The organism is Streptomyces sp. NPDC025793, from assembly GCF_055558375.1.
In genome coordinates, this window is sequence record NZ_JBVHMR010000023.1 from 78,551 (window position 1) to 99,073 (window position 20,523).

Annotated in this window: 16 protein-coding genes; 12 read left to right on the forward strand and 4 right to left on the reverse strand. The window is 70.6% G+C overall.

The window, feature by feature from the left end; all coding sequences use genetic code 11:
* The first annotated feature begins 133 nt into the window (after positions 1-133).
* The 4 genes from secD (at position 134) to relA (ending at position 6,386) form a co-directional block, all read left to right on the forward strand.
* Complete coding sequence (gene secD / locus ACZ4MF_RS33300; protein ID WP_467495950.1) at positions 134-1,927, forward strand: protein translocase subunit SecD; 1,794 nt, start codon at positions 134-136, stop codon at positions 1,925-1,927.
* A 3-nt stretch (positions 1,928-1,930) separates the two neighbouring features.
* Positions 1,931-3,040: a protein translocase subunit SecF gene (secF, locus tag ACZ4MF_RS33305; protein WP_467495952.1), complete on the forward strand. Its 1,110-nt coding sequence runs from the start codon at positions 1,931-1,933 to the stop codon at positions 3,038-3,040.
* The gene (locus ACZ4MF_RS33310) at positions 3,037-3,576 is read left to right on the forward strand and encodes an adenine phosphoribosyltransferase (protein WP_467495954.1); all 540 of its coding nucleotides are present in this window, start codon (positions 3,037-3,039) and stop codon (positions 3,574-3,576) included. The genes secF and ACZ4MF_RS33310 overlap by 4 nt, the downstream gene beginning before the upstream one ends.
* Before the next feature lie 272 nt (positions 3,577-3,848).
* Positions 3,849-6,386, forward strand: a complete 2,538-nt coding sequence (gene relA, locus ACZ4MF_RS33315; protein WP_467495956.1) for a GTP pyrophosphokinase — start codon at positions 3,849-3,851, stop codon at positions 6,384-6,386.
* Positions 6,387-6,478: 92 nt separating this feature from the next.
* Here the strand turns inward: relA and ACZ4MF_RS33320 are convergent, their stop codons facing one another.
* Together ACZ4MF_RS33320 and ACZ4MF_RS33325 are read right to left on the reverse strand one after the other, a co-directional pair.
* Positions 6,479-7,708, reverse strand: coding sequence for a DUF349 domain-containing protein (locus ACZ4MF_RS33320; protein WP_467495958.1), 1,230 nt, complete (start codon positions 7,706-7,708; stop codon positions 6,479-6,481).
* A gap of 154 nt (positions 7,709-7,862) precedes the next feature.
* Complete coding sequence (locus tag ACZ4MF_RS33325) at positions 7,863-8,693, reverse strand: peptidylprolyl isomerase (RefSeq protein WP_467495960.1); 831 nt, start codon at positions 8,691-8,693, stop codon at positions 7,863-7,865.
* 210 nt (positions 8,694-8,903) lie between these two features.
* Here ACZ4MF_RS33325 and ACZ4MF_RS33330 point away from each other — a divergent pair, with 210 nt between their 5' ends.
* Both ACZ4MF_RS33330 and hisS read left to right on the forward strand, forming a co-directional pair.
* A complete protein-coding gene (locus tag ACZ4MF_RS33330) occupies positions 8,904-9,626 on the forward strand; it encodes an MBL fold metallo-hydrolase (protein ID WP_467495962.1) in 723 nt (240 codons plus the stop codon).
* A 14-nt stretch (positions 9,627-9,640) separates the two neighbouring features.
* Positions 9,641-10,903 carry a histidine--tRNA ligase gene (gene hisS, locus ACZ4MF_RS33335; protein WP_467495964.1) on the forward strand — a complete coding sequence of 421 codons (1,263 nt, stop codon included), beginning with the start codon at positions 9,641-9,643 and terminating at the stop codon, positions 10,901-10,903.
* A 48-nt stretch (positions 10,904-10,951) separates the two neighbouring features.
* Here the strand turns inward: hisS and ACZ4MF_RS33340 are convergent, their stop codons facing one another.
* Complete coding sequence (locus ACZ4MF_RS33340) at positions 10,952-11,371, reverse strand: ATP-binding cassette domain-containing protein (protein WP_467495966.1); 420 nt, start codon at positions 11,369-11,371, stop codon at positions 10,952-10,954.
* A 277-nt stretch (positions 11,372-11,648) separates the two neighbouring features.
* Here ACZ4MF_RS33340 and ACZ4MF_RS33345 point away from each other — a divergent pair, with 277 nt between their 5' ends.
* From ACZ4MF_RS33345 to rpsD, 3 genes are all read left to right on the forward strand, one after another.
* Complete coding sequence (locus ACZ4MF_RS33345) at positions 11,649-12,305, forward strand: vitamin K epoxide reductase family protein (protein ID WP_467495968.1); 657 nt, start codon at positions 11,649-11,651, stop codon at positions 12,303-12,305.
* 58 nt (positions 12,306-12,363) lie between these two features.
* Entirely contained in the window at positions 12,364-13,719 is a 1,356-nt protein-coding gene (locus tag ACZ4MF_RS33350; protein WP_467495969.1) for a replication-associated recombination protein A, read from the forward strand.
* 302 nt (positions 13,720-14,021) lie between these two features.
* Positions 14,022-14,636: a 30S ribosomal protein S4 gene (rpsD, locus tag ACZ4MF_RS33355; RefSeq protein WP_031161776.1), complete on the forward strand. Its 615-nt coding sequence runs from the start codon at positions 14,022-14,024 to the stop codon at positions 14,634-14,636.
* 21 nt (positions 14,637-14,657) lie between these two features.
* On the opposite strand, the gene ACZ4MF_RS33360 is transcribed toward rpsD, so the two are convergent.
* Complete coding sequence (locus ACZ4MF_RS33360; protein ID WP_467495971.1) at positions 14,658-16,859, reverse strand: ATP-binding protein; 2,202 nt, start codon at positions 16,857-16,859, stop codon at positions 14,658-14,660.
* A gap of 162 nt (positions 16,860-17,021) precedes the next feature.
* Here ACZ4MF_RS33360 and ACZ4MF_RS33365 point away from each other — a divergent pair, with 162 nt between their 5' ends.
* Genes ACZ4MF_RS33365 through alaS form a run of 3 tightly spaced genes read left to right on the forward strand, consistent with a single transcriptional unit; the run spans position 17,022 to position 20,504 of the window.
* Positions 17,022-17,456, forward strand: a complete 435-nt coding sequence (locus tag ACZ4MF_RS33365; RefSeq protein ID WP_467495972.1) for a DUF948 domain-containing protein — start codon at positions 17,022-17,024, stop codon at positions 17,454-17,456.
* A gap of 16 nt (positions 17,457-17,472) precedes the next feature.
* Positions 17,473-17,832 (forward strand): hypothetical protein, encoded by a 360-nt coding sequence (locus ACZ4MF_RS33370; protein WP_467495973.1) that lies wholly within the window; start codon positions 17,473-17,475, stop codon positions 17,830-17,832.
* Positions 17,832-20,504 carry an alanine--tRNA ligase gene (gene alaS / locus ACZ4MF_RS33375; RefSeq protein ID WP_467495975.1) on the forward strand — a complete coding sequence of 891 codons (2,673 nt, stop codon included), beginning with the start codon at positions 17,832-17,834 and terminating at the stop codon, positions 20,502-20,504. Before ACZ4MF_RS33370 ends, alaS begins: the two co-directional genes overlap by 1 nt.
* Positions 20,505-20,523 lie beyond the last annotated feature (19 nt).

Consider the following 20,523-nt stretch of genomic DNA (forward strand, 5'->3'; position numbering starts at 1 on the left):
GCCCCGGTGGTGCGCCACGCGGCATAATCACGCCGCGCACCACCGGGCGCGTCTGTTTCACGGGAGCCCGACACCATGTCATGGCCGACCGCGCCGACCGGGCGCGGGGCGGCCCGAGAGGGAGTACGAGAAGGTGGCAGCACCTAAGAGGGGCCGGAGCGCGAGCGCCCAGAGCAAGCCAGGGCGCTCGCTGGCCCTCATCCTGATCGCCATCGTGGCGCTCACCGGAGGCATGTTCCTCTCCGGGCACACCACTCCGCGTCTCGGCATCGACCTCGCCGGTGGTACGAGCATCACGCTCAAGGCGAAGGCCGACCAGGGGTCCGCGATCAACAAGGCCAACATGGACACCGCGGTCGACATCATGAACCGCCGCGTCAACGGTCTCGGCGTCTCCGAAGCGGAGGTGCAGACCCAGGGGAACGACAACATCATCGTCAACATCCCCAAGGGCACCAACTCCAAGGAGGCCCAGCAGCAGGTCGGCACCACGGCCAAGCTGTACTTCCGGCCGGTCCTGGCCAGCGAGCCCAGCGCCGCCACCGCGAGCCCCTCGCCGAGCGCCTCCTCCAGCGGTGGCTCCTCGCCGAAGCCGGGCGCGAGCACCAGCCCCTCCGCGAGCTCCTCGTCCAAGCAGAAGGCCTCCTCCGGCTCCTCCGCGTCCCCGACGTCCTCCGCGACCTCCCAGGGCCGCGCCGTCACCGACGCGCTGAAGGCCGGCTCCACTCCCTCGCCGAGCACGTCCGCCTCCGGCAGCCCCAAGGCGTCGGCCACCCCGTCGGCCTCAGCGAGCGGTGCCGCCGCGGACGGCGCCAAGCTCCAGGCCCAGTACGCGGCGCTGAACTGCACCAAGCCCGCGGACCGCGCCAACGCCGGCAAGAACGCCAAGCCCGGTGACCCCACCGTGGCCTGCGGCCAGATCCGCGGCACCTGGTACAAGTACGTGCTCGGCCCGGTCGCCGTGGACGGCACCGAGGTGTCGAAGGCGCAGGCCGTGTTCGACACCCAGGGCGCCTCCGGCTGGCAGGTCCAGATGACCTTCACCTCCGGCGGTGCCAAGAAGTTCGCCGACGTCACCGGCACGCTGGCGAAGAAGCAGTCCCCGCAGAACGAGTTCGCCATCGTGCTCGACGGCGACGTCGTCTCCAGCCCGTTCGTGCAGAACGCCATCACCGGCGGCCAGGCGGAGATCTCCGGCAGCTTCACCCAGCAGGAGGCCCAGAGCCTCTCCAACATGCTGTCGTACGGCGCCCTGCCGCTGTCGTTCCAGGAGCAGTCGGTCACGACCGTCACCGCGGCCCTCGGCGGTGAGCAGCTGCACGCCGGTCTGCTCGCCGGCGCGATCGGTCTCGCGCTGGTCGTGATCTATCTGGTGGTCTACTACCGCGGTCTGTCGCTCGTCGCGATGGCCTCGCTGCTGGTCTCCGGCATCCTCACCTACGTGATCATGTCGTTGCTGGGCCCGGCCATCGGCTTCGCGCTGAATCTGCCGGCCGTCTGCGGTGCCATCGTCGCCATCGGTATCACCGCCGACTCGTTCATCGTCTACTTCGAACGCATCCGGGACGAGATCCGCGAGGGCCGCTCGCTGCGCCCCGCCGTCGAGCGGGCCTGGCCGCGCGCCCGGCGCACCGTCCTCGTCTCCGACTTCGTGTCGTTCCTCGCCGCCGCCGTCCTGTTCATCGTCACCGTCGGCAAGGTGCAGGGCTTCGCGTTCACACTCGGCCTGACCACCGTGCTCGACGTCGTCGTCGTCTTCCTCTTCACCAAGCCGCTGATGACGCTCCTCGCCCGCCGCCCGTTCTTCTCGAACGGCCACAAGTGGTCCGGTCTCGACCCGAAGAGCCTGGGTGCCAAGGCGCCGCTGCGCCGCACCCGCCGTCCCGCCGGTCCCGCCGCCGGCCCTGTCGACCCGAAGGAGGCCTGAGCGATGTCGAAACTCGGCAACCTCGGCGCTCGACTGCACCGCGGCGAGATCTCGTACGACTTCGTCGGCAAGCGCAAGATCTGGTACGGCGTCTCCATCCTGATCACCATCACGGCCATCCTCGGCCTGGCGGTGCGCGGGCTGAACATGGGCATCGAGTTCAAGGGCGGTGCGGTCTTCACCACGCCGACCGGGATGAGTGCCTCGGTCACCCAGGCGGAGACGTACGCCAAGGACGCCTCCGGTCATGAGGCGATCGTGCAGAAGCTCGGCAACGGCAGCCTGCGCATCCAGATCGCCGGCATCGACACCGGCCAGTCCGACAAGATCAAGCAGGACCTGGCCAAGGACCTGAACGTCAACCCGGAGAAGCTCGCCGCCGACCTGGTCGGTCCGAGCTGGGGCCAGCAGATCGCCGACAAGGCCTGGGAGGGCCTGGCGATCTTCATGGTGCTCGTCGTGATCTACCTGGCCATCGCCTTCGAGTGGCGCATGGCCGTCGCGGCCCTCGTCGCGCTGATCCACGACATCACCATCACGACCGGCATCTACGCCCTGGTCGGCTTCGAGGTCACGCCCGGTACGGTCATCGGTCTGCTCACCATCCTCGGTTACTCGCTCTACGACACGGTCGTCGTCTTCGACAGCCTCAAGGAGCAGACGAAGGACATCACCAAGCAGACCCGCTTCACCTACAGCGACATCGCCAACCTGTCGATCAACGGCACCCTGGTCCGCTCCATCAACACCACGGTCGTCGCCCTGCTGCCGGTCGCCGGCCTGCTGTTCATCGGCGGCGGCTTCCTCGGCGCGGGCACGCTGAACGACATCTCGCTGTCGCTGTTCGTCGGCCTCGCGGCCGGTGCCTACTCCTCGATCTTCATCGCCACGCCGCTCGTCGCCGACCTCAAGGAGCGCGAGCCCGCGATGAAGGCCCTCAGGAAGCGGGTCCTGGCCAAGCGCGCCCAGGCCGCCGCCGAGGAGGACCTCGCGGCCGGCCGCGCCACCGCGGTGGACGACGACGATGACACCGCCCCCGCCGTCGTGGGCCCCCGCAACCAGCCCGCGTCCCGCACCCGCGGCCGCGGCCGACCCTCCGGGAAGCGACGATGACCGACATTCAGGAGCTGCTGCTCAGCCGTATCCGCGACGTCGCCGACTACCCCGAGCCGGGCGTGATGTTCAAGGACATCACCCCGCTCCTCGCGGATCCGGCCGCCTTCACGGCGCTCACGGACGCGCTCGCCGAGATCGCGGCCAACACCGGCGCCACCAAGATCGTCGGCCTGGAGGCCCGGGGCTTCATCCTCGGTGCCCCGGTCGCCGTCCGCGCGGGCCTCGGCTTCGTCCCGGTCCGCAAGGCGGGCAAGCTGCCCGGCGCGACCCTGCGCCAGGCCTACGACCTGGAGTACGGCTCGGCCGAGATCGAGGTGCACGCCGAGGACCTGACCTCCGGCGACCGCGTCCTGATCGTGGACGACGTCCTCGCGACCGGCGGTACGGCCGAGGCCGCGATCCACCTCATCCAGCGCGCCGGCGCCCAGGTCTCGGGCCTGGCCGTCCTCATGGAGCTGGGCTTCCTCGACGCCCGCGCCCGCCTGGCACCGGCCCTCGCGAAGGCCCCGCTGGAGGCACTGCTCCAGGTCTGACAGGCCCCGCCCGTTCGTCGTACGGCCGTCCCGGCACCGCTCCGGGCCGGCCGTACGCATGCGGCGGACGCCCGCGACGACCGCTTCCCGGCCACCTTCCGCACTCCCACCGCACACCCGCCATCCACCTCCCGGAATCCGGCGGCGGCCGCCGGTGTTTGCCTGGTAGACGGTCCTCTCGGCGGCCTGAGGGCGATGACCAGCCGCAGGATCGCTACCATGGGGTCTCCGGAGCCTGACCGGGGGACCCGGATCGCGCACGAGGAGTCCTCTTGCCAGACGAGGCCCAGCCACTGACCGCCGCCAAGCCCGAGCCCGGCTCGGCGCCCGCGGCCAAGCCCGCGCCGAACGCGTCCGACGCGAAGAACGACACCCGCGGGCCGATCGAGCACGCCCAGTCCGCGCCCGTCGAGAAGGCTGCCGAGGCCACCCGTCCCAAGCCGGCCCCGCCCGAGCGCCCGGTGCAGCCGCCCGTGGTGCGCCAGCCCGCCGTCCAGAGCGCGCGCACCGGCTCCTCCAACCGCGTCCGCGCCCGCCTGGCCCGCCTCGGCGTGCAGCGCGCCAACCCGTACAACCCGGTCCTGGAGCCGCTGCTGCGGATAGTGCGCAGCAACGACCCCAAGATCGAGAACGCCACGCTCCGCCAGATCGAGCGCGCCTACCAGGTCGCCGAGCGCTGGCACCGCGGCCAGAAGCGCAAGAGCGGCGACCCGTACATCACGCATCCCCTCGCCGTGACCACGATCCTCGCCGAGCTGGGCATGGACCCGGCCACGCTGATGGCCGGCCTGCTGCACGACACCGTCGAGGACACCGAGTACGGCCTGGAGGACCTGCGCCGCGACTTCGGCGACGTGGTCACGCTGCTCGTCGACGGCGTCACCAAGCTGGACAAGGTCAAGTTCGGCGAGGCCGCGCAGGCCGAGACCGTGCGCAAGATGGTCGTGGCGATGGCCAAGGACCCGCGCGTCCTGGTCATCAAGCTCGCCGACCGCCTGCACAACATGCGCACCATGCGCTACCTCAAGCGCGAGAAGCAGGAGAAGAAGGCGCGCGAGACGCTGGAGATCTACGCTCCGCTCGCCCACCGCCTCGGCATGAACACCATCAAGTGGGAGCTGGAGGACCTCGCGTTCGCGATCCTCTACCCCAAGATGTACGACGAGATCGTGCGTCTGGTGGCCGAGCGGGCGCCGAAGCGCGACGAATACCTCGCGATAGTGACCGACGAGGTCCAGGCCGACCTGCGCGCCGCCCGCATCAAGGCGACCGTCACCGGCCGCCCGAAGCACTACTACAGCGTCTACCAGAAGATGATCGTCCGCGGCCGTGACTTCGCGGAGATCTACGACCTGGTGGGCATCCGTGTCCTGGTCGACACGGTCCGCGACTGCTACGCCGCCCTCGGCACCGTGCACGCGCGATGGAACCCGGTCCCCGGCCGGTTCAAGGACTACATCGCGATGCCCAAGTTCAACATGTACCAGTCGCTGCACACGACGGTCATCGGACCCAACGGCAAGCCGGTCGAGCTGCAGATCCGCACCTTCGACATGCACCGCCGCGCCGAGTACGGCATCGCCGCGCACTGGAAGTACAAGCAGGAGGCCGTGGCCGGCGCCTCCAAGGTGCGCACCGACGTGCCCAAGGCCTCCGGCAAGGACAAGGACGCCATCAACGACATGGCGTGGCTGCGGCAGTTGCTCGACTGGCAGAAGGAGACCGAGGACCCGGGCGAGTTCCTGGAGTCCCTGCGCTTCGACCTGTCGCGCAACGAGGTCTTCGTCTTCACCCCCAAGGGCGACGTCATAGCGCTCCCGGCCGGGGCCACCCCGGTCGACTTCGCGTACGCCGTCCACACCGAGGTCGGCCACCGCACCATAGGAGCGCGGGTCAACGGCAGGCTCGTACCGCTCGAATCCACCCTGGACAACGGCGACTTGGTGGAGGTCTTCACCTCCAAGGCGCCCGGCGCCGGGCCGTCCCGGGACTGGCTGGGCTTCGTCAAGTCGCCCCGCGCCCGCAACAAGATCCGCGCCTGGTTCTCCAAGGAGCGCCGGGACGAGGCGATCGAGCAGGGCAAGGACGCGATCGTCCGGGCGATGCGCAAGCAGAACCTGCCGATCCAGCGCATCCTCACCGGCGACTCCCTCGTCACGCTCGCGCACGAGATGCGCTACTCCGACATCTCCGCGCTGTACGCGGCGATCGGCGAGGGACACGTCTCCGCGCAGAACATCGTGCAGAAGCTCGTCCAGGCCCTCGGCGGCGAGGAGGCGGCCACCGAGGAGATCGACGAGACGGTCCCGCCGTCCCGCAGCCGGGGCCGCAAGCGCCGCTCCAGCGCCGACCCGGGTGTCGTCGTCAAGGGCGTCGACGACGTGTGGGTCAAGCTGGCCCGCTGCTGCACGCCCGTGCCCGGCGACCCGATCATCGGCTTCGTCACGCGCGGCAGCGGCGTATCGGTTCACCGCAGCGACTGCGTCAACGTCGAGTCGCTCTCGCGCGAACCGGAACGCATCCTCGACGTCGAGTGGGCGCCCACCCAGTCCTCGGTCTTCCTGGTCGCCATACAGGTCGAGGCGCTGGACCGCTCCCGGCTGCTGTCGGACGTCACACGCGTCCTGTCCGACCAGCACGTCAACATCCTCTCCGCGGCCGTCCAGACCTCCCGCGACCGCGTGGCCACCTCCCGGTTCACCTTCGAGATGGGCGACCCGAAGCACCTCGGTCATGTCCTGAAGGCCGTACGGGGCGTGGAGGGCGTGTACGACGTGTACCGCGTGACGTCGGGACGCAGCCGGTCGTAGCCGACAGGCCGTCGTCACACTCACGGACTCACGGACAGCCGAAAGGGCCCCGTACGCGCGTACGGGGCCCTTTCACGTAAGCAGCGGGGAGATCAGCCGCCGAACTCCTGGAGGCCCTTCAGGGCCTGGTCCAGGAGCGCCTGGCGGCCCTCCAGCTCGCGCTCCAGCTTGTCGGCCTTGGAGCTGTTGCCCTGGGCGCGGGCCTGCTCGATCTGCGCCTTCAGCTTGTCCACGGCGGCCTGGAGCTGACCGGTCAGACCCTCGGCACGCGCGCGTGCCTCCGGGTTGGTCCGGCGCCACTCGGTCTCCTCGGCCTCCTGGATCGCCCGCTCGACGGCGTGCATCCGGCCCTCGACCTTCGGCCGCGCGTCCCGCGGGACATGGCCGATGGCCTCCCAGCGCTCGTTGATCGAGCGGAACGCGGCCCGCACGGCCTTCAGGTCGCCGATCGGCAGGAGCTTCTCGGCCTCCCCGGCCAGCTCCTCCTTCAGCTTCAGGTTCTCGGACTGCTCCGCGTCCCGCTCGGCGAACACCGAGCTGCGCGCGGCGAAGAAGACGTCCTGGGCGCCGCGGAAGCGGTTCCACAGGTCGTCCTCGTGCTCGCGCTGGGCGCGGCCCGCGGCCTTCCACTCCGCCATCAGCTCGCGGTAGCGGGCCGCCGTCGGACCCCAGTCCGTCGACCCCGACAGCGACTCGGCCTCGGCGACCAGCCGCTCCTTGATCTGGCGGGCCTCCTCGCGCTGCGCGTCCAGCTGCGCGAAGTGCGCCTTGCGCCGCTTGGAGAACGCCGACCGCGCGTGCGAGAAGCGGTGCCACAGCTCGTCGTCGGACTTGCGGTCCAGGCGCGGCAGACCCTTCCAGGTGTCCACCAGGGACCGCAGCCGCTCACCGGCGGCCCGCCACTGGTCGGACTGCGCCAGCTGCTCCGCCTCGACGACCAGGTCCTCCTTGGCCTTGCGGGCCTCGTCGGACTGCTTGGCCCGCTGCTGCTTGCGCTCCTCGCGGCGCGACTCGACGGTCTTCACGAGCTTGTCCAGCCGCTCGCGCAGGGCGGCCAGGTCGCCGACCGCGTGGTGCGCGTCCACCTGCTCGCGCAGGTGGTCGATCGCGGTCTGGGCGTCCTTCGCCGACAGGTCGGTGGTCTGCACTCGCTTCTCGAGGAGGCCGATCTCGACAACCAGGCCCTCGTACTTGCGCTCGAAGTAGGCAAGCGCCTCCTCGGGGGAGCCTGCCGCCCAGGAACCGACGACCTGCTCACCGTCGGCCGTACGCACGTACACGGTCCCCGTCTCGTCGACGCGGCCCCACGGGTCGCTGCTCACAGCGCCTCCTCCACATGATGCCTGGCGGGGGGTTTCGGGCCCCGGGCATCGTCCACAGTTTCGTCACGGCCAACATAGGCGACCGGCGGGCGGCCTGTCCGCATCCAGCGCGACCGAAATTCCGCAGCTGGCCGTCTTGGTCTTCAGGAATGTGTCAGGACTTCGACACGGTCGCCTTGTTGATCACGACGGTCGCGTTCGGCGCGGTGTTGCCCGAGGTCGGGTCGGCCGCCTGGGCGCCGGCCGCGGCGATCTTCTGCAGCACCTTCATGCCCGCGTCCGAGACGGTGCCGAAGGGCGTGTAGCTGGGCGGCAGCGGGCTGTCCTTGTAGACCAGGAAGAACTGGCTGCCGCCGGTGTGCTTCTGGCCGGTGTTGGCCATCGCCACCGTGCCCGCCGGGTACTTGTTGCCCTTCAGGCTCTTGTCCTTCAGGTTCTCGTCCGGGAGCGTGTAGCCCGGCCCGCCCATGCCGGTGCCCTGCGGGTCGCCGCACTGGAGCACGAAGATGCCGTCCGTCGTCAGACGGTGGCACTTGGTGTGGTCGAAGTAGCCCTGGCCGGCCAGGAAGTCGAACGAGTTCACCGTGTGCGGGGCCGCCGCCGTCTTCAGCGCGATGTCGATGTCACCGCACGTCGTCGCGAGCTTCATGCCGTAGTTCGCCGACGTGTCGATCGTCATCGCCGGCTCCTTCTTCCAGCTCAGCTTCTTCGCCGAGCCGGCCGCGGGCTTCGCGCACGGGTCCGGAGCCTTGCTGGTCGGCGTGGCGCTGGGCGTGACGCTGGCGGCGCTGTCCTTCTTGTCGTCGCCGCCCTTCATCACGCCCGTCGTGTAGAGCGCGACGCTGCCGATCACGATCACGCCCAGTACCGACGCGATCACGGAGTTGCGCATACGAGCCTTGCGGCGCGCCTGGGTGCGCCGCTGCTGCTGCCGCAAGAACTTCTCCCGGGCGAGCTGACGCCGCCGCTGCTCCTGGCTGACCACCGGGTTCTCTCCTCATGCGTGTCGTGTGTCGACCGGTACGCGTGCGGCTGCGTGCTTCTCGTGGGCCGACCGCCGCGTGTGCCCCGTACCGTATATGGGTTCGCTGAGGAAACGGCAGCGCCGGTAGGCTCTGACTGCGGCTGACGCCGCCGGCAAGCCCTCCGCGAGCCGTCCGCAAGCCGTACCCCATCGACACAACGAAGGACGATCGTGCTCATTGCCGGGTTCCCCGCCGGGGCCTGGGGGACGAACTGTTACCTCGTCGCCCCCGCCCCCGGTGAGGAGTGCGTGATCATCGACCCGGGCCACCAGGCCGCCGAAGGCGTCGAGGAAGCACTGAAGAAGCATCGGCTCAAGCCCGTCGCCGTCGTCCTCACCCACGGCCACATCGATCACGTGGCCTCGGTCGTCCCGGTCTGCGGGGCCCATGACGTACCCGCCTGGATCCACCCCGAGGACCGGTTCATGATGAGCGACCCCGAGAAGGCGCTCGGCCGGTCGATCGGCATGCCGCTGATGGGCGAGCTGACCGTGGGGGAGCCGGACGACGTCCGCGAGCTGACCGACGGCACCAGCCTCGACCTGGCCGGAATGGAGTTCTCCGTCGCGCACGCGCCGGGCCATACCAAGGGGTCGGTGACCTTCCGGATGCCCGAGACCGCCGACGTCCCGTCGGTGTTCTTCTCCGGGGATCTGCTGTTCGCCGGCTCCATCGGACGCACCGACCTGCCGGGCGGATCCATGGCGGACATGGTCGAGTCGCTGGCCCGTGTGTGCCTGCCGCTCGACGACTCCACCGTGGTGCTGTCCGGCCACGGCCCCCAGACGACCATCGGCCAGGAGCGCGCCACCAACCCCTATCTGCGGCAGGTGGCGGCAGACCGTCACGTGCACGGCGCGGACGCGAACACCGCTCCCCGACGAGGAATGTGACGAGAGAGCCTTCCGTGAGTACCTTCCAGGCCCCCAAGGGCACCTACGACCTGATTCCGCCGGACTCCGCCACGTACCTCGCCGTGCGCGAGGCGATCGCCGCTCCGCTGCGCAACTCGGGTTACGGCTACATCGAGACACCCGGCTTCGAGAACGTCGAGCTCTTCGCGCGCGGTGTCGGCGAGTCCACCGACATCGTCACCAAGGAGATGTACGCCTTCGAGACCAAGGGCGGCGACAGGCTCGCGCTGCGCCCTGAGGGAACGGCCTCCGTGCTGCGCGCGGCTCTCGAAGCCAACCTGCACAAGTCGGGCAACCTCCCGGTCAAGCTCTGGTACTCCGGCTCGTACTACCGCTACGAGCGTCCGCAGAAGGGCCGTTACCGGCACTTCTCCCAGGTCGGCGCCGAGGCGCTCGGCGTGGAGGACCCGGCGGTCGACGCCGAGCTGATCATCCTGGCCGACCAGGCGTACCGCTCGCTGGGCCTCAGCAACTTCCGCATCCTGCTGAACAGCCTGGGCGACCGGGAGTGCCGGCCGGTGTACCGGACCGCGCTCCAGGACTTCCTGCGCGGCATGGACCTCGACGAGGACACCCTGCGCCGCGCGGAGATCAACCCGCTGCGCGTCCTCGACGACAAGCGCGAGTCGGTCCAGAAGCAGCTCACGGGCGCTCCGCTGCTGCGCGACTACCTGTGCGACGCCTGCAAGGCGTACCACGAGGAGGTCCGTGAACTGCTGACCGACGCGGGCGTGGCCTTCGAGGACGACCCGAAGCTGGTGCGCGGCCTGGACTACTACACCCGCACCACGTTCGAGTTCGTGCACGACGGTCTGGGCTCGCAGTCCGCGGTGGGCGGCGGCGGCCGCTACGACGGTCTGTCCGAGATGATCGGCGGCCCCGCGCTGCCCTCCGTCGGCTGGGCCCTGGGTGTCGACCGCACGGTCCTCGCCCTTCAGGCGGAGGGCGTGCAGCTGGCCCTGCCGTCCACCACGTCGGTCTACGCCGTCCCGCTCGGCGAGGAGGCCCGCCGGCTGCTGTTCGCGAAGGTCACCGAGCTGCGCAAGGCCGGGGTCGCGGCGGACTTCTCGTACGGCGGCAAGGGCCTGAAGGGCGCCATGAAGAACGCCAACCGCAGTGGCGCCCGCTACGCCCTCGTGGCCGGCGAGCGCGACCTCGCCGAGGGCGTCGTCCAGCTCAAGGACATGGAGTCCGGCGAGCAGACGGCGATCGCGGTGGACGGGATCCTGGCCGAACTGCAGTCCCGGCTGGGCTAGCCGAACGGTGAGAGGGGCGCCGGAGGTCTCTCCGGCGCCCCTCTCGCTTCACTGCTCCAGCAGTCCGTGACGCATCGCGCCGGCCCCCCGACTTGCCGAAGATCCGACGGCGAGGCGGTCGGCGAGGAGGCGGATCAGGTCCCGGAACCGGCGGCGGGCGGCCGGGTCGAAGCCGGTGGTCGGCTCGTCCAGGCGGCGCCGCTGGCCGCCGGAGAGGGCCTTGATCCGGCTGTCGGCCTCGTCCTCCAGGCCGACCGGGCCGATGACCTCCTTCGGGTCCCGCGGGCGCGGGTAGGAGCGGGTGAAGTGCCGCACCGTCTCGCGGACCGTCAACTCCGCGGGCGCCGATTCGTCCTGCCGGACGATTCCCACCCGGGACCTCCACGCGCGCGGGCCCGTCGCCGGGGCCGTGCCGAGGACGGACACCTCGTCGGCGTCCCGGGACCGGTTGCCCCGGAGGATCTCCACCGTGGTGGCCCGAGCAGGCCGAACACCTCACCGCGCAGGATTCCCAGGTCGAGCCCGTCGACGGCGGTCCTGCCCCCGTACCGCTCGTGCAGCCCCGGACGTCCACCGCGGGTTCGTTCGCGTGTGCTGTCATGCCCTCGGACCCCGGCCGGAACCGAACGGTCCGTGACCACCGTGCGTACCTCCTTATGTCCTTCGAACGGTGGACACACATGCGCGTGCGGCACAATGACCCGTGCCCGAAGTTGGTCCAAGTCTCAAGCGACGGAATCGGCGGATGAGCAAGACGACAGTCAAAGACGTCTCCACAGATCCCGGGTCCGAGCGTCCCGCCGACGCCCCCCGCACGGTGGGCGGCAGCCGCGCCTTCGCCCTGCTGCTGGTGATCACCGGCGCGGCCGGTCTGCTGGCGGCCTGGGTCATCACGCTCGACAAGAACAAGCTCCTCGAAGCGAAGATCGCGGGGAAGACGTTCACGCCGGGCTGCAGCGTGAACCCGATCGTGTCCTGCGGCAGCGTCATGGAGAGCAAGCAGGCGGCCGCCTTCGGCTTCCCGAACCCCTGGCTGGGCCTGGTCTGCTACGGCATCGTCGTCTGCGTCGGCATGAGCCTGCTGGGCCGCGCCCGCTTCCCGCGCTGGTACTGGCTGACCTTCAACTTCGGCACGCTCTTCGGTGTCTGCTTCGTCACCTGGCTCCAGTTCCAGTCCCTGTACCGGATCAACGCCCTGTGCCTGTGGTGCTCGCTGGCCTGGGTCGCCACGATCACCATGTTCTGGTACGTGACCTCGTTCAACGTCCGCAACGGCTTCCTGCCGGCGCCGGGCTGGCTGAAGCGGTTCCTCGGCGAGTTCACCTGGGTGATCCCGGTGACCCACTGCGGCATCATCGCCATGCTGATCCTGACCCGCTGGGGCAGCCAGCTCTGGGCCTGACCCGGCCCGACCCGCGGCCGGAGCCGGGTTGTCAGTGCGGTGATTTAGGGTTTTGGGCGTGGAACCCGACCTCTTCACCGCAGCGGCGGAAGAACGCCAGGAGAAGGACCCGGCAGGCAGCCCCCTGGCGGTGCGGATGCGCCCGCGCACCCTCGACGAGGTCGTGGGCCAGCAGCATCTGCTGAAACCGGGCTCCCCGCTGCGCCGGCTGGTCGGCGAGGGGTCCGGCGGCCCCGCCGGGCCCTCCTCGGTGATCCTCTGGGGCCCGCCGGGCACGGGCAAGACGACCCTGGCGTACGTCGTCTCCAAGGCGACGAACAAACGCTTCGTGGAGCTCTCCGCGATCACCGCGGGGGTCAAGGAGGTCCGCGCGGTCATCGACGGCGCCCGCCGCGCTACCGGCGGCTTCGGCAAGGAGACCGTCCTCTTCCTGGACGAGATCCACCGCTTCAGCAAGGCCCAGCAGGACTCCCTGCTCCCGGCCGTCGAGAACCGCTGGGTGACGCTGATCGCGGCCACGACGGAGAACCCCTACTTCTCGGTGATCTCCCCACTGCTCTCCCGCTCCCTCCTGCTCACGCTCGAACCGCTCACCGACGACGACATCCGGGGGCTGCTGGGGCGCGCCCTGAGCGACGAGCGCGGCCTGAAGGACGCCGTCGCCCTGCCCGACGACACCGCGGAGCACCTGCTGCGCATCGCCGGCGGCGACGCCCGCCGGGCCCTGACCGCCCTGGAGGCCGCCGCCGGCGCCGCCCTCGACCAGGGCGAGGGCGAGATCAGCCTGGAGACGCTGGAGCAGACCGTCGACCGGGCCGCGGTCAAGTACGACCGCGACGGCGACCAGCACTACGACGTCGCCAGCGCCCTCATCAAGTCCATCCGGGGCTCCGACGTCGACGCGGCCCTGCACTACCTGGCCCGCATGATCGAGGCCGGCGAGGACCCCCGCTTCATCGCCCGCCGCCTGATGATCTCCGCGAGCGAGGACATCGGCCTGGCCGACCCGAACGCCCTGCCCCTCGCGGTCGCCGCCGCCCAGGCCGTCGCCATGATCGGCTTCCCCGAGGCCGCCCTCACCCTCAGCCACGCCACCATCGCGCTCGCCCTCGCCCCGAAGTCCAACGCGGCGACCACCGCGATCGGCGCCGCGATGGAGGACGTCCGGGCGGGCCTGGCCGGCCCGGTCCCGCCCCACCTGCGCGACGGGCACTACAAGGGAGCGGCCAAGCTCGGCCACGCGCAGGGATACGTGTACCCGCACGACCTGCCCGAGGGCATCGCCGAGCAGCAGTACGCCCCGGACGCCCTGAAGGACCGCACGTACTACACCCCGACCCGGCACGGGACCGAGGCCAGATACGCCGACGCGGTCGAGTGGACCAGGAAACACCTCGGTCGCAAGCGCTCGTGAGCACCCTGTAGACTGCCCCGAAGTGCTGAGTCCCGCGCTGTCAGAGCGGGACAGCCAGCCGGAGATCCGGTCCCTCGCGGACTGGCTCCAGGAGCGTCGCGCACCGTCGATCGGTGTCGCGGGCAGCCCACCACCACTCGGGGTCCCGGGACGGTCGGTGGGCCACTCGCGTGCTGCACGTATGTGCCCAGACCAGGGAAGCGGCTGCCCGGCAGGTCCCTCGGGACCCGGCGGGTTTTCCCGGCTGCGGATGCGACCTCCCTAACCCTGACGAGCCGAACACTACGAAAGAGATTGAGACAGTGGCGAACCAGTCCCGCCCCAAGGTCAAGAAGTCGCGTGCCCTCGGCATCGCGCTGACCCCGAAGGCCGTCAAGTACTTCGAGGCCCGCCCCTACCCGCCGGGTGAGCACGGCCGTGGCCGCAAGCAGAACTCGGACTACAAGGTCCGTCTGCTGGAGAAGCAGCGTCTGCGCGCGCAGTACGACATCTCCGAGCGCCAGCTGGTCCGCGCCTACGAGCGTGCGTCCAAGGTCCAGGGCAAGACCGGTGAGGCCCTGATCGTGGAGCTCGAGCGCCGTCTCGACGCCCTGGTCCTGCGTTCGGGCATCGCCCGCACCATCTACCAGGCCCGTCAGATGGTCGTCCACGGCCACATCCAGGTCAACGGCCAGAAGGTCGACAAGCCGTCCTTCCGTGTCCGTCCGGACGACGTCGTGCAGGTCCGCGACCGCTCCAAGGAGAAGACGCTCTTCACGATCGCCCGTGAGGGTGGCTTCGCCCCCGAGGGCGAGACCCCGCGCTACCTCCAGGTGAACCTCAAGGCCCTGGCGTTCCGCCTGGACCGTGAGCCGAACCGCAAGGAGATCCCGGTGATCTGCGACGAGCAGCTCGTCGTCGAGTACTACGCCCGCTGATCCCAGCCCCGGCGTACGTTCTCAGCCCGCCGTCTCCCTGCCCGGTCCTGCCGGGCGGGCGAGGCGGCGGGTTTGCCTTTCCCGTCGTCCGAACGGTTCCGGCCGGTGGGGGCCGAGGGCGCGGCTCCGCGCGTCCCCCGCGGGGCGCTCGTGCCCCAGCGCACGCGCCACCGCCGCGGCGCGGTCGAGCCGGGCCCCTGCCCGCACGCACTCCTCGTACCGCGCGTCCCCCAGCGCCTGCCGGGCCAGCGCCGCACAGCGCTCGTGCGGGGCGTCGAAGTACGCCGAGCCGAACAGCGGCAGCCCCACCGACGGCCACAGCCGGGCCGCCGCGCCCTGGAGCAGGGCCGCCTCGGCCGCATCGCCCTCGGTCACCGTCACCAGCGCCAGCAGCTCCAGGGTCAGCACCTCGGCGAGCAGATCACGGAACGCGTGGGCATGGCCCAGGCAGTCCGCCAGCAGCACCCGCGCGCGGGCCGGCTCGCCGTCCAGCCAGGCGGCGTACGCCAGCACGTACAGCGCGTACGAGCGCGCCCAGCGTTCCCCGTGGTCCTCGCACACCTGCCCCACGTCCTCGCACAACCGCACCGCGTCCGGCAGATCACCCTGGAAGGCCCGGGTCATCGCCAGCTCGACCTGGGCCATCAGGACGTTGCTGTTCAGCTCGCCGATCTCCTGATAGCGCTCCAGAGCCGACCGCAGCAGCGATTCTGCGCGCGCCATGTCGTCGCTGACGAGGGCCAGACATCCGGCGCGGTGCTCGGCGTACGCCACCGCCGTCGCATCCGCGGCCTGCTCCGCCTGCTCCCGGCACTCCCGCAGTGCCGCCAGCGCCGGCACGGTGTCGCCCTGGAGGATCGCCACGTAGCCGAGCACCCACAGCGCCTTCAGCCGGGACTGCTCGTACTCCGACTCCAGCTCCACGCCGCGCTCCAGCCAGCGGCGCCCCTCCGCGAGCCGCCCGCACCCGACCCAGCAGAACCACAGCGACCCCGCCAGGCACTGGCCGAGGTGCGCCTCGTCCGGCTCGGTCAGACAGAACTCCAGCGCCGCCCGCAGATTCGGCAGTTCCGCCTCGACCCGCTCGGCGATCTCGTGCTGGCGGGGCGAGAACCAGTCCAGCTCGCACCAGGTCGCGAGGCCCAGGTACCAGTCCCGGTGCAGCCTGCGCAGCCTGCCCGCGTCCCCGGCCGCCTCCAGCCAGTCGGCGCCGTAGGCCCGGACGGTGTCCAGCATCCGGTAGCGGGGGCCGGCCGGGGTGTCCTCGCGGGTCACCACGGACTGGACCAGCAGCGCCGCCAGCACGTCGAGCACGTCCTCGGCGGGCAGCCCGTCCCCGCTGCACACGTACTCGGCCGCGTCCAGGTCGAAGGTCTGCGCGAACACCGACAGCCGCGCCCACAGCAGCCGTTCGGCCGGGGTGCACAGCTCGTGGCTCCAGCCGATCGCCGTGCGCAGTGTCTGATGCCGGGCGGGCGGCCCGCCGGGCACCGGGTGGGCGCCATCGCCGCGGGCGTCCGCGACCAGCAGCCGGAACCGGTCGTCCAGCCGCTGCACCAACTGCGCGGGGGACAGGGCCCGCACCCGCCCGGCCGCCAGTTCCAGCGCGAGCGGGATCCCCTCCAGACGGCGGCACAGCTCACGCACCTCGGGGCCGTCGGACACCGTCAGCCCCTGCTCCCGGGCCCGGTCCGTGAACAGCTCCACCGCCTCGTCCGCGCCGAGCGGCGCCAGCGGGAACAGCCGCTCGCCCGCCAGCCCCAGCGGACGCCGGCCCGCGGCCAGCACCCTCAGCCGCGGCAGCTTGCGCAGCAGTTCCGCGGTCAGTTCGGCACAGGCCGCCGCCAGATGCTCGTACCCGTCCAGCACCAGCAGCACCGGGCGGCCGGCGAGGTGCTCCAGCAGCGTCTGGCGGGGCAGCCGGGCGGTGTGGTCGGTCAGCCCGAGCGCCTCCACCACCGCGTACTCCACGAACTGCGGATCCCGTACCGCCGCCAGCTCGACGCGCCCGGCCACGGCACCCGATGCGGCGCCCCATCCGGCGGCGGCCCGCGCGGCCAGCCGGGACTTGCCGACCCCGCCGGCCCCGGTCACGGTCACCAGCCGCGCCTCGCCGAGCGCCGCCGCCAGCCCGGCGAGTTCGGCCGTGCGCCCGACGAAAGTGGTCAGTTCCAGGGGCGGATCACCGCCGGGGAAGGGGTCTGGGCGCTGAGGACCTCGCATGGGACACGGAGCGTACTGAAGTGTGTTCATTCCGTACAATCGCTTCCCGCAACTCCGTCCGCACCACCCGGTAATCCGGTACGGAGCCCCGGCCCCGGCGCGATAGGCTCGGGACACTGGTTTTTCGATGTTTTCGATGTTGAGGCACGTTTCAGGGAGCGGGTGCGCACAGTGTCCGGTGGAGAGGTGGCCGGGATCCTGGTGGCCGTCTTCTGGGCGATCCTGGTCTCCTTCCTCGCGGTGGCACTCGCGAGGCTGGCCCAGACGCTCAAGGCGACCACCCAGCTCGTGGCGGACGTGACCGAACAGGCCGTCCCGCTGCTCGCCGACGCCTCCCAGGCGGTGCGCTCCGCGCAGACCCAGATCGACCGCGTCGACGCGATCGCCACGGACGTCCAGGAGGTCACGTCGAACGCCTCCGCGCTGTCGAGCACCGTCGCCTCCACCTTCGGCGGCCCGCTGGTCAAGGTCGCGGCCTTCGGCTACGGCGTGCGCCGGGCGCTGGGCGGCCGCAAGGAGGACGTGCCCGCCAAGGCGCCCCGGCGTACCGTGATCGTGGGCCGCACGGTCCCCGCCGCGCGACGCAAGCGGAAGTAAGGACTGAGACCGAGCGATGTTCCGCCGTACGTTCTGGTTCACCACCGGCGTCGCCGCCGGTGTGTGGGCCACCACCAAGGTCAACCGCAAGCTGAAGCAGCTGACCCCGGAGAGCCTCGCCGCCACCGCGGCCAACAAGGCCCTGGAGACCGGTCATCGGCTGAAGGACCGCGCGGTGGGCTTCGCGCTCGACGTCCGCGACAACATGGCCGTGCGGGAGGCCGAGCTGGAGGAGGCCCTCGGGATCCACGAGGACCCCGAACTCCCGGCCCCCCGGCGCCTCACCGCCATCGAGGCGAGCCCGAGCGCCCACCGCACCACACCGAAGTACATCGAAGCCCCTATGTACTCGTACGACCGGAATGAGGACCACTGATGGAGTCGGCTGAGATCCGCCGCCGCTGGCTGAGCTTCTTCGAGGAGCGCGGGCACACCGTCGTGCCTTCGGCGTCGCTCATCGCGGACGACCCGACTCTGCTCCTCGTCCCCGCCGGCATGGTGCCCTTCAAGCCCTACTTCCTGGGCGAGGTCAAGCCACCGTTCGACCGCGCCACCAGCGTGCAGAAGTGCGTGCGCACGCCCGACATCGAAGAGGTCGGCAAGACCACGCGCCACGGCACGTTCTTCCAGATGTGCGGCAACTTCTCCTTCGGCGACTACTTCAAGGAAGGCGCCATCACCTACGCGTGGGAGCTGCTCACCAGCCCCCAGGACAAGGGTGGTTACGGCCTGGAGCCGGAGAAGCTCTGGATCACCGTGTACAAGGACGACGACGAGGCCGAGCGCATCTGGCACGAGGTCGTCGGTGTGCCGAAGGAGCGCATCCAGCGCCTCGGCATGAAGGACAACTACTGGTCCATGGGCGTTCCCGGCCCCTGCGGCCCCTGCTCCGAGATCAACTACGACCGCGGCCCCGAGTTCGGCGCCGAAGGCGGTCCCGCCGTCAACGACGAGCGGTACGTGGAGATCTGGAACCTCGTCTTCATGCAGTTCGAGCGCGGCGAGGGCATCGGCAAGGACAACTTCGAGATCCTCGGCGAACTGCCGAGCAAGAACATCGACACGGGCCTCGGTCTGGAGCGCCTCGCCATGATTCTGCAGGGCGTGCAGAACATGTACGAGATCGACACCTCCATGGCCGTCATCGACAAGGCCACCGAGCTGACCGGCGTCCGCTACGGCGACGCCCACGCCTCGGACGTCTCCCTGCGCGTGGTCACCGACCACATGCGCACGTCGGTGATGCTCATCGGCGACGGCGTCACCCCCGGCAACGAGGGCCGCGGCTACGTCCTGCGCCGCATCATGCGCCGTGCCATCCGCAACATGCGCCTGCTCGGTGCCACCGGTCCGGTCGTCCAGGACCTGATCGACACCGTGATCCACATGATGGGCCAGCAGTACCCCGAGCTGATCACCGACCGCGAGCGCATCGAGAAGGTCGCCCTCGCCGAGGAGAACGCCTTCCTCAAGACGCTGAAGGCCGGCACCAACATCCTCGACACCGCCGTCACCGAGACCAAGCAGTCCGGTGGCACGGTCCTCTCCGGCGACAAGGCCTTCCTGCTCCACGACACCTGGGGCTTCCCGATCGACCTCACCCTCGAAATGGCCGCCGAGCAGGGGCTGTCCGTGGACGAGGACGGCTTCCGCCGCCTGATGAAGGAGCAGCGGGAGCGGGCCAAGGCCGACGCCCAGGCCAAGAAGACCGGGCACGCCGGCGCCGGTGCCTACCGGGAGATCGCCGACAAGGTCGGCGAGACCGACTTCATCGGCTACTCCGACACCGAGGGCGAGTCCACGATCGTCGGCATCCTGGTCGACGGCGCCTCCTCGCCGGCCGCCACCGAGGGCGAAGAGGTCGAGATCGTCCTCGACCGCACGCCGTTCTACGCCGAGGGCGGCGGCCAGATCGGCGACACCGGCCGGATCAAGGTCGACTCCGGTGCCGTCATCGAGGTCCGCGACTGCCAGAAGCCGGTCCCGGGGGTGTACGTCCACAAGGGCGTCGTCCAGGTCGGCGAGGTCACCGTGGGCGCCAAGGCCCACGCCTCGATCGACAACCGCCGCCGCAAGGCCATCGCCCGCGCCCACTCCGCCACCCACCTGACCCACCAGGCGCTGCGCGACGCCCTCGGCCCGACGGCCGCCCAGGCCGGTTCCGAGAACCAGCCCGGCCGTTTCCGCTTCGACTTCGGCTCCCCGTCCGCCGTTCCCACGGCCGTGATGACCGACGTCGAGCAGAAGATCAACGAGGTACTGGCCCGCGATCTCGACGTGCACGCCGAGATCATGGGCATCGACGAGGCCAAGAAGCAGGGCGCCATCGCCGAGTTCGGCGAGAAGTACGGCGAGCGCGTCCGCGTCGTGACCATCGGCGACTTCTCCAAGGAGCTGTGCGGCGGCACGCACGTGCACAACACCGCCCAGCTGGGTCTGGTGAAGCTGCTCGGTGAGTCGTCCATCGGTTCCGGTGTCCGCCGTATCGAGGCCCTCGTCGGTGTGGACGCCTACAACTTCCTCGCCCGGGAGCACACGGTCGTCGCCCAGCTCCAGGAGCTGATCAAGGGCCGTCCGGAGGAGCTTCCGGAGAAGGTCTCCGCCATGCTCGGCAAGTTGAAGGACGCCGAGAAGGAGATCGAGAAGTTCCGCGCCGAGAAGGTGCTCCAGGCCGCCGCCGGTCTCGCCGGGTCGGCCAAGGACGTGCGCGGTGTGGCCGTCGTCACCGGTCAGGTCCCGGACGGCACCACGCCGGACGACCTGCGCAAGCTGGTCCTCGACGTGCGCGGCCGCATCCAGGGCGGCCGGGCCGCGGTTGTGGCCCTTTTCACGGTCACGGGCGGCAAGCCGCTGACCGTCATCGCCACCAACGAGGCCGCCCGCGAGCGTGGTCTCAAGGCCGGTGACCTGGTCCGCACCGCCGCCAAGACCCTCGGCGGCGGCGGTGGCGGCAAGCCGGACGTCGCCCAGGGCGGCGGCCAGAACCCGGCCGCCGTGGGCGAGGCCGTCGACGCCGTCGAGCGCCTCGTCGCCGATACCGCCAAGTAACGGGCACGCAAGGAAACGG

Coding starts and splice junctions, on each gene's coding strand:
- secF (WP_467495952.1), top strand. CDS start 1,931: ATGTCGAAACTCGGCAACCTCGGCGCTCGACTGCACCGCGGCGAGATC.
- ACZ4MF_RS33310 (WP_467495954.1), top strand. CDS start 3,037: ATGACCGACATTCAGGAGCTGCTGCTCAGCCGTATCCGCGACGTCGCC.
- ACZ4MF_RS33345 (WP_467495968.1), top strand. CDS start 11,649: ATGAGCAAGACGACAGTCAAAGACGTCTCCACAGATCCCGGGTCCGAG.
- ACZ4MF_RS33360 (WP_467495971.1), bottom strand. CDS start 16,859: ATGCGAGGTCCTCAGCGCCCAGACCCCTTCCCCGGCGGTGATCCGCCC.
- ACZ4MF_RS33370 (WP_467495973.1), top strand. CDS start 17,473: ATGTTCCGCCGTACGTTCTGGTTCACCACCGGCGTCGCCGCCGGTGTG.
- alaS (WP_467495975.1), top strand. CDS start 17,832: ATGGAGTCGGCTGAGATCCGCCGCCGCTGGCTGAGCTTCTTCGAGGAG.